General features: G+C 36.4%; 11 protein-coding genes and 1 pseudogene. 1 reads left to right on the forward strand and 11 read right to left on the reverse strand.

What is annotated here, in order from left to right:
- Positions 1-503: 503 nt before the first annotated feature.
- The 11 genes and pseudogenes from F6K23_RS25665 to nadA all read right to left on the reverse strand — a co-directional run.
- Positions 504-641 carry a hypothetical protein gene (locus F6K23_RS25665; RefSeq protein WP_293161073.1) on the reverse strand — a complete coding sequence of 46 codons (138 nt, stop codon included), beginning with the start codon at positions 639-641 and terminating at the stop codon, positions 504-506.
- Positions 642-954: 313 nt separating this feature from the next.
- Positions 955-1845 (reverse strand): phytanoyl-CoA dioxygenase family protein, encoded by an 891-nt coding sequence (locus F6K23_RS25670; protein ID WP_293161075.1) that lies wholly within the window; start codon positions 1843-1845, stop codon positions 955-957.
- 170 nt (positions 1846-2015) lie between these two features.
- Complete coding sequence (locus tag F6K23_RS25675) at positions 2016-3464, reverse strand: flavocytochrome c (RefSeq protein WP_293161077.1); 1449 nt, start codon at positions 3462-3464, stop codon at positions 2016-2018.
- On the reverse strand, positions 3461-3676 hold the full coding sequence (locus F6K23_RS25680) for a hypothetical protein (protein ID WP_287239500.1): 216 nt from the start codon (positions 3674-3676) through the stop codon (positions 3461-3463). The genes F6K23_RS25675 and F6K23_RS25680 overlap by 4 nt, the downstream gene beginning before the upstream one ends.
- A gap of 523 nt (positions 3677-4199) precedes the next feature.
- Positions 4200-5522 (reverse strand): MmgE/PrpD family protein, encoded by a 1323-nt coding sequence (locus F6K23_RS25685; RefSeq protein ID WP_293161080.1) that lies wholly within the window; start codon positions 5520-5522, stop codon positions 4200-4202.
- Between the two features lie 16 nt (positions 5523-5538).
- The gene (locus tag F6K23_RS25690) at positions 5539-6513 is read right to left on the reverse strand and encodes a hypothetical protein (protein WP_293161082.1); all 975 of its coding nucleotides are present in this window, start codon (positions 6511-6513) and stop codon (positions 5539-5541) included.
- A 30-nt stretch (positions 6514-6543) separates the two neighbouring features.
- A complete protein-coding gene (locus F6K23_RS25695) occupies positions 6544-7347 on the reverse strand; it encodes an aldolase/citrate lyase family protein (RefSeq protein WP_293161084.1) in 804 nt (267 codons plus the stop codon).
- A gap of 13 nt (positions 7348-7360) precedes the next feature.
- A complete protein-coding gene (locus F6K23_RS25700) occupies positions 7361-8266 on the reverse strand; it encodes a 2-hydroxyacid dehydrogenase (protein ID WP_287239506.1) in 906 nt (301 codons plus the stop codon).
- The gene (locus F6K23_RS25705; protein WP_124154366.1) at positions 8266-8880 is read right to left on the reverse strand and encodes a class I SAM-dependent methyltransferase; all 615 of its coding nucleotides are present in this window, start codon (positions 8878-8880) and stop codon (positions 8266-8268) included. Before F6K23_RS25705 ends, F6K23_RS25700 begins: the two co-directional genes overlap by 1 nt.
- A gap of 42 nt (positions 8881-8922) precedes the next feature.
- Entirely contained in the window at positions 8923-10038 is a 1116-nt protein-coding gene (locus tag F6K23_RS25710) for a mandelate racemase/muconate lactonizing enzyme family protein (RefSeq protein ID WP_293161088.1), read from the reverse strand.
- A 1565-nt stretch (positions 10039-11603) separates the two neighbouring features.
- Positions 11604-11810, reverse strand: a pseudogene (gene nadA / locus F6K23_RS25715) (quinolinate synthase NadA); the annotation flags it as partial.
- Positions 11811-12210: 400 nt separating this feature from the next.
- On the opposite strand from nadA, the gene nadC reads away from it, so the two are divergent.
- Complete coding sequence (gene nadC / locus F6K23_RS25720) at positions 12211-13110, forward strand: carboxylating nicotinate-nucleotide diphosphorylase (RefSeq protein WP_293161090.1); 900 nt, start codon at positions 12211-12213, stop codon at positions 13108-13110.
- Positions 13111-13855 lie beyond the last annotated feature (745 nt).

Consider the following 13855-nt stretch of genomic DNA (forward strand, 5'->3'; position numbering starts at 1 on the left):
CTATGGAACTCTTCTATTTTCCATCTGGTTTGTGACTCAAATTCTACATCATCGCTCTTAAGATTGGCTCAAATCATTAGTAATATCAAATCCGGTAGCATCGGTCTTGTATAGTAAATAGGCAACAGGCAACAGGCAACAGGCAACAGGCAACAGGCAACAGGCAACAGGCAACAGGCAAGAAAAAAACTTAAATTTCCTGCAAATATCCACGCCAACTTTTACACAAACGATTGCCTTCGGACATGATATTATTCAGTATTAAAGAACTGTAGGGGCGAATGGCCATTTACTAACGCAAAGCTGCCGAATTGCGCCCTTACACATTGTATGACGATCAACAGAATTATATTACTCCGAAGCCAACGGATTTGATATAACAATATATTCTGTTTTGTTGGCGGTAACAGTAGCCCAAAATAATTTCACTGTCAGATATGCGTCTTACATTCTGAGGAAACCTCAGAATTACGCACTCGCTTTTTTGTCTCGTGGAAAACCTTTTATTTTAAGGTAGTCCTGCATGGTAATGGTGAGGATATATATTTTTTAATTTTTCCCACACTCCCCATTTCCCCACATTCCCCTCCACCGGAGGGGTGCGCGGGTGGGTCCCCATCTCCCCACACTTCCTTTACCATTACTATGCACCACCACCTATTTTAATAACTTTTTTTCTGTAAAATAATTGCCCTAACCTAACATTGTTATTGATATTAGTACCATTTCCGAGAAAAGTCATCATGCAACAATGAATAATGAATAATGAATAATTACCTCTCCATGAATTGAAGAGGATTGACAAAGAGATGAAAATTTTTTCTTCACAGGAGTCGATGGTCGGACAGCTCCGAGACCTCGCCATCCCATCCTAGGTCATGCTGCGCAAACGACCGCTTATTATCCCCTATCCAAGGGGAGGCGCATACCCACAATTTTTCGGTAAAGCAGTTTTCACTCTTTGTGGGGCAATCTTCTTAGAAATATACCTTTCCTTTTATTACCGTCAGTTTCCTTTCCGTGAAATATTTGATCATCAAAAGCTGAACAATTAGCATCTTTTAGTGCAGAGTCTGGTAATTTAGTTAGTGGTTTATATAAGTGATGTTGTTGTCGTTCACGAAAAATAGGCTCATTAGATCGTGCATTAAAAGTTGAATGTATTAAAGAACGAACTTCATGACTATTGTTGCCATCAGAACCATGAAGCGTTTTAGCATGAAAAAATAAAACATCACCAGCGTCCATTTCACAATACACCAATTCATGGTTTTCAAAAGCTTTTTCCATACGAACCGGATCACCAGCCACAGAATTACCTCTAGTCACATCATCTAGCCTAGCCATAACGTGGGAACCACGAAGTATCTGCAAACAACCATTAGAAATATCATTCTTGTCTAGTGCAATAGAACAAGTAATCATATTAGGGTAAAGGCATCCATCCTGATACCATGCAGAGAAATCAGCGTGCCAATCAACTTTACCATCACCAGGTTGCTTGATCACAATTTTTGAGTGCCAGTGGTAACATTCTTCTTCTAATAGTAACTCAATAGCATCAACAATTCTTGCTGTACGAGGCATAATGCCCAAAAAAGTTTCCCCTAAGTCTGTCCAAGCTGAAACTTTCCAACTCTTGCCGTCCTCATATATTACGGCTGTTTGTGAATTTCCCATAGTAGGATCTTTTTTCAGGGCTTCTTGAAGAGGTTTAAGCTCTTGTGCAGAGAACATATTTCTGATGATGATAAAACCATCTTTATGAAAACGAGTAACTTCCTCATCAGTGAGAGGACGAATACTTTTAATTTCTTGATTTGTTTTTACTGTTGTTTGAGTCATTGTTTAAAAAGTTAAATTATATTTACCCATAGAACTTTAGGCGTTGCTGATGCGTTGGTATGATTTGTATTTTTTGGCGATTGCTAAACTATATTAATGACAAATATTTGAGATTCTTCAGTTTTGATTTTCATACCTTGATTCAGCAATACCAATTATAAAGTATAACTTTACTCCTTTGCAACATTCCGGCCAGCTATACGACCAAATACAAGGCAGTCTGTTATGGCTAAGGTACTTAATCTACAAGCACCATGAACACCACCTGTTACTTCTCCAGCCGCATATAAACCCTTAATTGGTTTCTCCTTTGAATTAAGCACCTGTGCATCTGCATTAATTTTGAGTCCACCCATTGTATGATGAACCTTTGGGTATAAACGTACGCCATAAAATGGAGGTTTTAATGGTTTGCTACCTTCAAGAATAGGTTTGCCCAATGCCACATCACACTGAGTCTCAACATAAGTATTGTATTCAAGTAGTGTTTCACATAAAGTCTTAACAGGGATGTTATATGCCTCAGCTAAAGTCTCTAAAGTCTCAAATTTTTTCACAACACCACGCCTCAAAGCACTTTTAATACTTTTTCCAGCTAATTCGACTCCTTGGGAATCTGCAATACCAACACTTGGCTGTGAGAGTTCAAACATGGCATCTGTACAGGTTTTTCTATCTGCTAATTCATTAACAAATCGTTTACCTGTGGCTACATCAACCATAAATCCATATTGGAATACAGCGTAACTAGCAAAAATTGGAGCCGTACCATAAGATTTCTCGTCAGGCGAAGTCCAAGGGGCAAGTTGAATATAGTTTAAATTGACTGTTTGAGCATCTAGTGCTACAGCTTGTAACATTCCTTGGGCAGTAGTGTTAGGTATATTCGTATGATCAACTTCAGCATTGAGACGCCGATCATATTTGATTCTGAATGAAATATCCCCCGAAAAACCACCAGTAGCTAAGACAACTCCTTTTCGTACTTTAATATATTCCAGAGAAAGTGTTGATTTTTGTTGAACAGACTGAATAACCACACCAGTGATTTCATTCTTTTCATTGGTAAGGAATTCTCTAAAACTTGTATTAGGTTTAATCTTACCATCTAAGCTTTTGAATTTAGCCAACATCGGTTTAATAATTCCCTTGCCAGAGTCATCACAAGGTGTATAACTACGAGGCATTGAATGCCCACCAAATTTATCTACACGATCTTGGAAACAACATCCAATGTCTTCAACAAGCCATTGAAAAACCTCATTTGCTTGATTAGCCAAGATATTTACTAGTTTTTCATCGCAATAACCACGTCCTGCTTTTAACATATCTCGCATAAGTAAATCAGGAGAATCAACTAATCCATTTTCACCTTGAAAATTCGGATTAACTATTGCTAAAACTCCATCACTAAATAAAGAATTACCACCGCAATGATTTTGCTTTTCTAAAACCATTACGGATGCTCCTACTTCTCTAGCAGAAATGGCGGCGGCTAAACCGGCAAAACCACTACCGAGCACAATGACATCTACCTCATTATTCCATTTATGTAAATTTTTCTCAGATTCCTTATATTTATCTTGCTGTGAATTAAGCATTATTAATGATATGTTCATTCATAAAATTTATCACTAGCCACAATAGCTTTTTGCTCAGGATTAGACAAGTGAGCTACACGGCTTTCATTATTTCGAGTAGGAAGATTATTAACACTATTATACCACATAATAATAGCTCTACGTTGATAAGGTGAAATATTTGGCTGTGAAGCATGAAGTAAGTTTACAGGAATGAGAGAGATAGTTTGAAATAAAAGGATCGATTTCATCTGTCAGGCTTTTAATATCAAATCCGGTAGCATCGGTGTTATTCAGTATTAAAGAACTGTAGGGGCGAATGGCCATTCGCCCTTACACATGGAGCAAGTCCTGCTTGATGGTATTTATCTGCTAGTGCCGCTACGCGGAAGTTAAAAGTCAAAATTCATGCATCGAGTGCTAATTGGCGAGGTGTCCTACGGGGCGCCTACTGTGCGGAAGTAATTCCGCACACAGCCCCTCCAGAATGTAAGACGCATATCTGACAGTCAATCATTTTTGATTTGTAATTGTTTTGGGATTTTGTAACTGGTCAGTTATTTCCGCCATCCTGCACTAGGCACATTACAATAGCTGCCGATTCTGATACCATATGTTTAAATTAGTCAGGACTTACGCAAATTGACTTTTAAACCACCATTTGTAGGGGCGCGATTCGGAGCTTTGCGAAACGCAAATGGTATTCGCCCTCGCTATATGTAAAGTCTCTAGGTAAGTCCTGTTAGTTTCTTTCATTTAATGATTGCAATTAAATTAACTCAAGCTAGGTTGATTCATCAATTCAAGCAGACTGCTTACATTTGATAAACTTATGCAATTCCAAACCATTTCCTCCAAATCAGTTGCTCGTTTTTCTGACAACTCACCTTTGGTTAAAGCTCGAAACTTTTCTTTTAATTCTTCATCCGTGGGTGGCTCAGTTGATGCCCATTTTTCCTCAATATCACCAGAATCATAAGTCATTCCACTGTATGTTTTGATAATTACCCTTGCAAATCGCTGATTGGGATAAATACTGGTAAATTTTTCTTCTTCAATAGTCTCTATACAATCATACAAATGAGCAACAATATCACTTTTAAATGCGGCTTCAAATGTTGTTGCTCTGCCTAATTCACCATAAACGAGTATAGCCGCCACTGCAAATTTAAGATTAAATTGAGCTTCCTCGGTATTTTTTGGCATAGGCATATTTCTTTCCTTGGTTGCCACAGCAAAGGAATGAACTTTGATAGACGTAATACTTTTAAAATCTTCTTTCAGATGATCTCTAAGTACTAATGCCGCATCCATACCTGCTTGCATCCACCGACAAACGGTATAAGGTTTGTAATAAGATTTAGATAATTGCCAATGTTGTCCTAAATCATCCCAAATATCGGCTACTTCTTTTTCCTCGATATTGAAAGTGGGCGCTCCTGTAAAACCTTGTCTAGCTAACAATGCAGAGGTAACCCCTTCCATTGCTGCCCAACCAGCACCAGTTCTCACCATAGTGGGATAACCAACGGTTTTGGGAATGGGTGCAACAGGCGCTACATATTCAGCTATACCAAGAGCGTGTTCCGTTTCAGAGGGACTCAATGATAACAGACGAGATGCGATCGCAGCACTACCTATAATATTCCAAGTACAAGCGGTATGAGCTTTACTACTATCTCTCTTATTTAAAGCTATTCCTGCTCTGAAAGCTATTTCAAAGCCCATAATCCATGATGTCAAAAGTTCCTTTCCTGTAGCATTGGGGGTAACTGTAGTTAATAAAGTAGCTAATAAAGTAGCCCCAGCTGTACCCCTAGCGAGGGGATGTCCTCCATAAATACCCATAGCATCGGTAGTCATCCCATTAGCAAATACTGCCGCAGGTAGAGATACTTCCCTACCATCAAGCCATAAAAACCCGCCTTTACCACCATAAGTCGCCACTACATATTCATTCACAATGTGGGAAAGTTTGGTGTTGTGACCAATTATTGCCGCTCCCAAAGTATCAATTAAGCTACGAATTCCTTCTCGTTGGATTGCTTCTGGAATCTCTTCTAACTTAAGTTGATGAATAAAATTGATTACTTGCATTTTTAATGTCAGAGATTTAAACAGTAACTTCTTGTGGTTGTAAAATTTCTTCTATTGTCTTGTAACGTTTCCAAGGCAATTGTTGTAAAAAATCGATTGTTGTATTCCCATAACGTTCTAATAGAGGGGCTACCCATAATCCTGAAAGATTTTTACTACCTGCGAGGTATTGTAAATATCTTTGTTCAGGTAAAACAGGAACTTGGAGTATATGGAAAAGAGAGTTGAGATGTTGATATTGATATAACTTCTCATTGTGAAAATGTTCCACAATAGCTAAAGCTTGATCAATTTTAGTATTACCTGCACCTAAACCATAGCCATTAATAGAACCATCAATTATAGTACATCCTGCTGCCATCGCTGCATGAGAGTTAGCAGAAGCCAAACCTAACATATCATGAGCATGAAAACCTAATACCCCATCCCATTCTTGACGTGCAGACTTGATAAAAGAAAAAACTTCATCGGGTTGTGCTGCACCCCTAGAATCAGCAAAATAAAATATATCAAATACCTCTTTTGCTGTGGCTGCTAATTTAACTGCGGATAATAATTCATCAGGGGTATAGACTGTAAAATTAGCAAAATTCAAGCTAGATAATATACCTAATTTTTTGATTTTTTCAGCTATCTTTATTGCCAGAGGAATTTCTTCTTTTACACTCACTACAATACGAATCAGATCAAGAAATTCACCCCTTGAATCTAATATTTCATCTACTTTTTCTTCGTAACATCTCAACATTCCACCAACAGAGGCGGAGTTAACTTTTTCTTTTAAACTAGCTAATAAGGATGATGGACAAGTAGCAGTAAGCATACTTTCAGGATCTTCACTCAGATAACCAACTTCAATAACATCTACACCAACTTTATCCATTCCAGTAACGACTTGGAAAACCTCACTTTCAGAAAAGTCCCAATTGTTAAGGAAACCTGCATCTCTTAAGGTTACATCTATAGCGCTATGTTTTTGTAAAAAATTCATTTTTGATAACAAATAATTATATCGATCGCTTTAGTCAACTGAAGCAACTAATTTTTTCTTGGTAATTTCAACTCTGGATTGATAAAAATCATTCCTTTGAGGATTCAAGTTTTTAAGACTTTCATAATATGCTATTTCTGTATTTAACATCAATCTTACACCTTCAGATAAGTCTTGACACTTATCAATATTCAGTAAAAAATTAATGGTATTCAAATGATCCGCTTGGAACTCATTCTTGATAGAAATAGCAGTACGAGGATTTACAAAACCTCCCACAGAAATACTTTTCCCTTTTTTATGTACTGCGTCAATGATTTTTTTGCATATTTCTTGTACTTCTGGATCGTCAACATTTTGTGTTCCCATTGAATTTGCTAAATCCCAGCGTCCTAACACCAGCATTTCTAGTTCATCAAAATAGGGACTATTGAGAATGATGTCAAGATTATTATAAGTCTGAATTGATTCAATCATCATAGACAGTCTGGGCTTTTTATGATGTTTCTGACAAATTTCTTTAATAATTGTGACAAACTTTTCCAAGGCAAACTCAGACTCTACCATTGGAGCTAAAAAAGATTCTACTCCAATCTCTAGCAAATTTCTAATTTCTGTTCTTGCTTCTACTCCACCAACTTTCATTAATACGGGTATATCATGGCTTCCTAATTGCTTGAGGTAAGCAATTTCTTCTAAGTCCATATTTTCCCATTCTGAACCAGCTTTAAACATTCTTAAACCGTAAGAGTTATAAAGCTCATCAACCATTATATTTAAAGTTTTAGTCTCTAAATCTAGTGATTTTTTCAGCTCCAGTTCAGTTTTTTTCATCGCTTTCATAATTTTAAAAATTTCTCAAATAATTCGTAAGAGTCTCTACAACCATTTTAATTCTTCGTGTAAAGGATTCTTTAGTATACCAACCACGACGAGGTGTAATGATTAGATTAGGAAGTTGAAAATATTTTTCATCTTCACTCAGTAAGTCTATTCCAGCATAGGATAATTTGCCATCTTCCAAAGCCCACTTCAAAGCATTAAATTCGATCAATTTATCAGGAGAAATATTAATCAATATAGCTCCTTTTTTGATTTGGGAAATATTCTGAAAATTTATGATATTCTTAGTATCTTGGTTTAAAGGTAGTGTCAGAAAAATAACATCACTTTCTGATAGTAAGGTATTCAAATCTGTTTGTATCCCTAAACTAGTAGTAAGCTGACTTCTATTACTATACTTAACTTTCATTTCAAAACCTTGAAGTATTTTAGCAATTCTTTTCCCAATATCACCCATTCCTATAATGCCTACTTTTTTGCCAGATAATTCCATACCTTGATGTTCAAACAATTGAAAGTCACCCGATCTGACTTTAGTATTAAAATCAACAATTCTTTTAGCTGCCGAAAGCATTAAAGCTACAGCATGTTCAGCAACTGATGCACCTGTATATTTGGGAGTGTTTACAACTTTTATGTTGTTTTTGTGACAATATTCCCGATCTATATAACTGGTTTCCGTTGTTGTTGCCAGTATAAATTCCAGTTGAGGAAGTTTTGATAAATTACTTGCATCTAAATTCATGAAAGTTGTTATCAAAATTTCTGTATCATTATGGGTCTCTAATATTTTTTCTAGGGAAAATGAACCCGAATTATCCTGATACCAAACTACATTCACATGAGAAAGATGATTGAATATATCTTCTGGATAAGGCTCTCTATTATTTAAAAATAAGCATTTTTTCATTATTTTTTACTTTCAGGAATAGCAAATACCCAGTAATGTGCGTTTGATTCCTCTCCTAAATAAGGTTTATTCATTCTGCAATCTATTAATTTTAATTCTCCAAGTTGCTCTAATTCTTTATAATAACCTTCAAAATTATAAGTCTCACAAAAAACCAATCTTGTACTCATTAAAATTATGCCTCCTGGTTTTGTTACTTCCATCAGCCATCTTAATGCAGTCGGCTTTACTAAGTCAAATGAAAATACACCACAACAAATAGTTAAATCATATTGATGATGGAAAAAAAAGGGTGGTTTTTTATTCAAATCACACCAACCCATCAAGTATTGATATGCGCCTGTTTCATAGGCTAACTTTACCATCTCATGAGAAAAATCTACCCCATCAATATAAGAAAATCCCTCTTTGCGTAATTTAACTCCAAGCAAACCTGTACCACATCCGGCATCTAAAACCTTAAGCTCAGATTTGTTACTGTAATCTATTACTTGCTGATTTACAACTTCCATGAGATATTCTACGATGTAGCTTGGAGCATAATAATTTCTATTTTTAACATCTACATTGTATGTGGAAGCCCATTTATCATATCGTTCTTGGTGATTGATCATCTATATTATATGTTGTTTAGAAAATACTTTTAGAAAAAATTACTATGATTTAGTATAAACGGCAATGGGTTCACCTAATATTTCCATAATCGGTTCTATGCCTAAACCTGGTGTTTCTGGTGGAATACCTGTACCCTTTTTGTAAGTATAGCCACCTTTGGCAGGAATGACGGTATGTAATCTAGTAGAGTCTGAAGTCGCTAAACGATATCTGAGGGGAGTAGCAACGGCCAAATGTATCGCACCTGTGCCTCCTATGACGCTACCGCCTGTTTCTTCTATATTCATACGAAGTCCAGTGGCCAGACAAAAATCTCGCATTTGACGGGCTTTAGTTAACCCTCCAACTCTTCCAATTTTAATATTGATAGCTTGTGCCACACCTTCTCGTTGAGCCAATAATAAATCTTGAAAAGTGTGAATGCACTCATCTAAAATAATGGGGTGTTGAGTTAGGCGACGCACGGCTAAACATTCTTCCAATGTTTCACAGGGTTGCTCAAAATATACTGTTTTATCATTGATAGAATTCATAATTTGAATAGCATGATCTGGCAACCAAGCACGATTAGCATCTATGGTAATCTTTTCCTGTGGCTGTAATTCTGCCATGATTGCTTGAATACGGGAAATATCAAGGGAAACCTCCCCACCAATTTTAGGAGAAAAAATATGATATCCTTGATCTCTTCGTTGTTTGAGATCGGCAACCATTTCTTCTGGTGTACCATTGGCAAAAGCCCCTATTAAATCAGCGTGTTCGCTAAAACGTCCTCCCAGCAGTGTATGGAGGGGCAAATTAGCATATTTACCTAATATATCCCAACAAGCTACATCAATAGCAGACTTGACATATAAATGTCCTTTGAGAGTTAAGTCCATAAGATGATTTATGTTCTCTAACTCAAGGGGATTAGCTCCTATTAGTATAGGAGCTAATTGAGCCATTCCTGCCTTTATTCCTCCAGCAAAAGCAGGTAAGTAAGATGGTCCAAAAGGACAGGATTCACCCCAACCTACGATACCATCACTGGTTGTAATAGCGACAATAATGCTGTCCATTTTGTCCACAAATAAACGTCCACCTGAAATTCGATATGGCTTAATTAATGGTAATTCTACTTCGTAAATATTGATCTCACAAATTTTTATTGTCATGTTTGAATTTTGTTGTTAACTCAAAAATAATAGCTTAAATCATTGACTAAAACTTAAGTAAGAAAGTGGTAAATAACAGGAGTAGTGGCGTGACACAGCTAAAACTGTGGATTAGATTTTTTCCTATAATTCTGGTTATGGCAAGGTTTGACCATTTTTTTTCTAATACACCATTTAAGGTGTTTCACGCCAGTAGTGTCGTATCAAGCTGAAAATGTGTTATTAAATTTTTGAGTATAATTCTTGCTCTGACTAAGGTTTGGAGAATTTTCCTAAAACACTATTTCAAGCTTGACACGACAGTAGTGGCGTTTCAAGCTAAAAATAGGGTAATAGGAAAATGGCAAAATCTATATAATACATTGTTTTTGTCGAAAATTCTAATACAACATTTAAGGCTTGACACGACAGTAGTGGCGTGTCAAGCTGAAAATAGGGTAATAGGAAAATGACAAAATCTATATAATACATTGTTTTTGTCGAAAATTCTAATACAACATTTAAGGCTTGACACGACAGTAGTTAGAGTTGTTTTCATTATAACTTACTCAACTAAAGAATAGTATAAATAATTTTAGCTGAATTTGATTTATTGTTTATTTTTCCCTAAAGTACAGCTAGATAAACTAGATTTAGTTTGGATAGCATACCCGCCAACGTAGTATTAATAGTTCGGAAAATATCAAGGTAATACCAATTAGATCAACGTTTGTTACAAATAGTATAAGTAAGAAATAATAAATAAGGAAGAAGCAATAAGGGATAAGCATTAAAGATAAAGGGAAAACGACAGGAAAAAAAATCTAAAATGGACTGAATAAGCTATTTTTAAGCATATCCAATAGAGATGCACTTTTTTTTTAGCATTCTTTTTTCAAACTAGTATAAGCTAGTTTCAGCTACAGTTTTTTCTAGTTATGTAGTTAGTTTGAGGCGACCGCTCCACAGCTTCAAATAGTCAAATTATCATATTTTACCGAAAAATTGTGGGTATGCGCCTCCCCTTGGATAGGGGATAATAAGCGGTCGTTTGCGCAGCATGACCTAGGATGGGATGGCGAGGTCTAGGAGCTGTCCGACCATCGACTCCTGTGAAGGAAAATTTTCATGAATTTGTCAATCCTCTTCAATTCATGGAGAGGTAATTATTCATTATTCATTATTCATTATTAATTGTTGAAATCTAGCTTTAATCACACCCAAAATATCGCGCCATTGTTTTTGAGAGTAATTATCTGCAATTTTGCACCATTTCAATTTATGTAAAATAATGTCTTCAGGAGAAGTAATATAAATAGATTTCTTTGCCGAAAAGAGTGAACTTGTTTTCAGCCAGACATAGCTGACAACTCAAAGTTATGAGACTATTTTGTTTAATAGGATAAAGATTGGCTTTGATAGCTTATATAGCAATGTGCGCTGGTATATTTACAAATTACAGGAGATTTCCAATAGCTAAAATCTTATATTATCAGCTTTTTATTTCCCCAGATGAGCTGTTGCTTTCCGGAGCTGTTGCCTGCCCACAGCGCTATACTGTATGAATAACATTAAAGGTATTAGTACAACGCCAAATACAGTTTTTCTAAAGTATTCAGTCTCATGTGAGGATATTCGTTACAAGCACAATTATTCATCGCTGGTGCAGGGATAAAGTTTTTGCTAGGTGCTTTCTTTTCCATTTGATGAATTATTCCCGGTTCAGTTGCCACAATAAATGTTTGGTTTTGGTTTTCCTGACAATACTTCAATAAAGCAGTAGTCGAACCAATTTTATGATAGATTTATTAATTATCGTAGAATTCATCAAAAATTGAATTTAGAGTTAGTTATGGGAGAAAAAATTAATCTTGTTGAGTAAACGAATATATATTCAAAAAATGGACGAGTTTATATCTGCTGGCTTGAAGTAGCAGTCAGCACTCAGCTTGCCTGCTAGTAGGAGGAACTACGTTATCAGCAGTCAGCTTTTCAAGGTGCATTCAAACCTCCATAAAAGGCGCACCACTAATTTTTTCAAATAAGCGTGGGTGACCGTTACCCTCGAATTTTTAGCACTCCAGCTAAATGCTGGCAAGGGTCGCATTCTGGAACGTCCAAGCTGATAGCTAGTTAAAGATTTGAGGTGGGAGCTACTCTACCAGTAATTTTGAATGAAATTTAAGTAAAAATATGCAATCTGTTATACCTTCAAAGATAATATTAGACAACTTATTAAAAAATTGGCTGCTAGAAGATATTGGCAGGGGCGATCGCACTACTGCCGGCTTATTTTCAGCAGACCAGGTAATTCCAGGTGCAGGTTATTGGTTGGTCAAGGAGTCTGGAGTTATTGCCGGGTTGCCTATGGCAGCTAGGGTATTTCAGCTTTTGGATGAAAAGGTCAACTTTGTACCTACTGTTACAGAGGGGAAATGGTGTGAGTCGGGTACTGTAATAGCTAAGTTAGATGGGCCTTTAGATAGTTTATTGACTGGGGAAAGGGTGGCCTTAAATCTAGGGATGCGTTTGAGTGGGATAGCGACTATGACTCGTCAATATGCAGATAAAATTGCCGATCTGTCGGTGCAACTGGTTGATACTCGCAAGACAACTCCAGGACTGAGAATTTTAGAAAAATATGCGACTCAAGTTGGTGGGGCAAAAAATCATCGGATGGGTTTGGATGATGCGGTGATGATTAAGGATAATCATATTGCTGCTGCTGGAGGTCTTGGGGAAGCGATCGCTAAAGTCAGAGAAACAATACCTTATCCTTTAACTATTGAAGTGGAGACAGAAACATTGGCAGAAGTAGAAACTGCTTTGGAATATCAGGCAGATATTATTATGCTTGACAATATGTCTGTTGAAATGATACAGCAAGCAGTGAAAAAGATTAGGCAAAATAATAGTCGGATTAAAATTGAAGCTTCTGGGAATATTACTTTAGAAACTATTAGAAGTCTGGCTGAAACAGGTGTCGATTATGTTTCTACTAGCGCTCCTATTACTCGGTCAACTTGGTTAGATTTAAGTATGAAAATAGAAAAGAATATTATAGGAAGAAAGAGGGATGAGGAAGGTATTTAGTTATCTAGGTGATTAGTTCTCTGGGATAGAAGGTAAATTTTTCATATTCCATTATTTTAGATATTCCATAAGTCAAGAGTAATAATGGCAGTTGCTATACTATATAAAAATTAAATATAGCAATGAGCGCTGGTATATTTACAAATTGCAGGAGGGGCAAAATAGCTAAAAGTCTTATATTATCAGCAATTTATTCCCCCAGATGAGCTGTTGCCTCACAGGAGTGCGCATTCTGCAAGCGAACTGGCGTCGTCGCGGGGTCGCACCGCTGTTGCCAGATGAGCTGCGCACAGCGCTATATTTTCTCTGATTTACTTTCAGTATTTTTCCATGATTTTAAAATTATATTCGCTTGAATATTTATGATTTCATATCTTAAATTACAGTAGTTTTCATCCCTGTAGTGACGTTCCATGGAAAGTCCCGAAAAAAGGGAGGATTTATACCAATTATCACGCATTTTTGCTACATCTTCTTGAGGTCAGGGAGCAAGGAGCAGGGAGCAGGGAGCAGGGAGCAGGGAGCAGGGAGCAGGGAAATAAGAAATAATATATTTTTAACTTCATGAAAATAAATTGTGAAAAACATTGCTAAACCTGACTTATTACTTAACAACTGAACTGTTCAATAAATATAGGATTATTTTGAGGAGTTGGTATTAGTTGTATGATTAAGAAAAAATAATATCAATAGTAATAATTATGATTAATCAGGACTTACGCAAAGACACTATATATAGCCGATT

It is taken from the genome of Okeania sp. SIO2C9, from assembly GCF_010672455.1.
Lineage (GTDB): Bacteria > Cyanobacteriota > Cyanobacteriia > Cyanobacteriales > Microcoleaceae > Okeania.

Excerpts from the sequence above, each read along its gene's own strand:
- F6K23_RS25705 (WP_124154366.1), bottom strand. The coding sequence starts at position 8,880 with ATGATCAATCACCAAGAACGATATGATAAATGGGCTTCCACATACAAT.
- F6K23_RS25680 (WP_287239500.1), bottom strand. The coding sequence starts at position 3,676 with ATGAAATCGATCCTTTTATTTCAAACTATCTCTCTCATTCCTGTAAAC.
- F6K23_RS25700 (WP_287239506.1), bottom strand. The coding sequence starts at position 8,266 with ATGAAAAAATGCTTATTTTTAAATAATAGAGAGCCTTATCCAGAAGAT.
- F6K23_RS25670 (WP_293161075.1), bottom strand. The coding sequence starts at position 1,845 with ATGACTCAAACAACAGTAAAAACAAATCAAGAAATTAAAAGTATTCGT.
- F6K23_RS25675 (WP_293161077.1), bottom strand. The coding sequence starts at position 3,464 with ATGAACATATCATTAATAATGCTTAATTCACAGCAAGATAAATATAAG.
- F6K23_RS25710 (WP_293161088.1), bottom strand. The coding sequence starts at position 10,038 with ATGACAATAAAAATTTGTGAGATCAATATTTACGAAGTAGAATTACCA.
- F6K23_RS25695 (WP_293161084.1), bottom strand. The coding sequence starts at position 7,347 with ATGAAAAAAACTGAACTGGAGCTGAAAAAATCACTAGATTTAGAGACT.
- F6K23_RS25690 (WP_293161082.1), bottom strand. The coding sequence starts at position 6,513 with ATGAATTTTTTACAAAAACATAGCGCTATAGATGTAACCTTAAGAGAT.
- nadC (WP_293161090.1), top strand. The coding sequence starts at position 12,211 with ATGCAATCTGTTATACCTTCAAAGATAATATTAGACAACTTATTAAAA.
- F6K23_RS25665 (WP_293161073.1), bottom strand. The coding sequence starts at position 641 with ATGGTAAAGGAAGTGTGGGGAGATGGGGACCCACCCGCGCACCCCTCC.
- F6K23_RS25685 (WP_293161080.1), bottom strand. The coding sequence starts at position 5,522 with ATGCAAGTAATCAATTTTATTCATCAACTTAAGTTAGAAGAGATTCCA.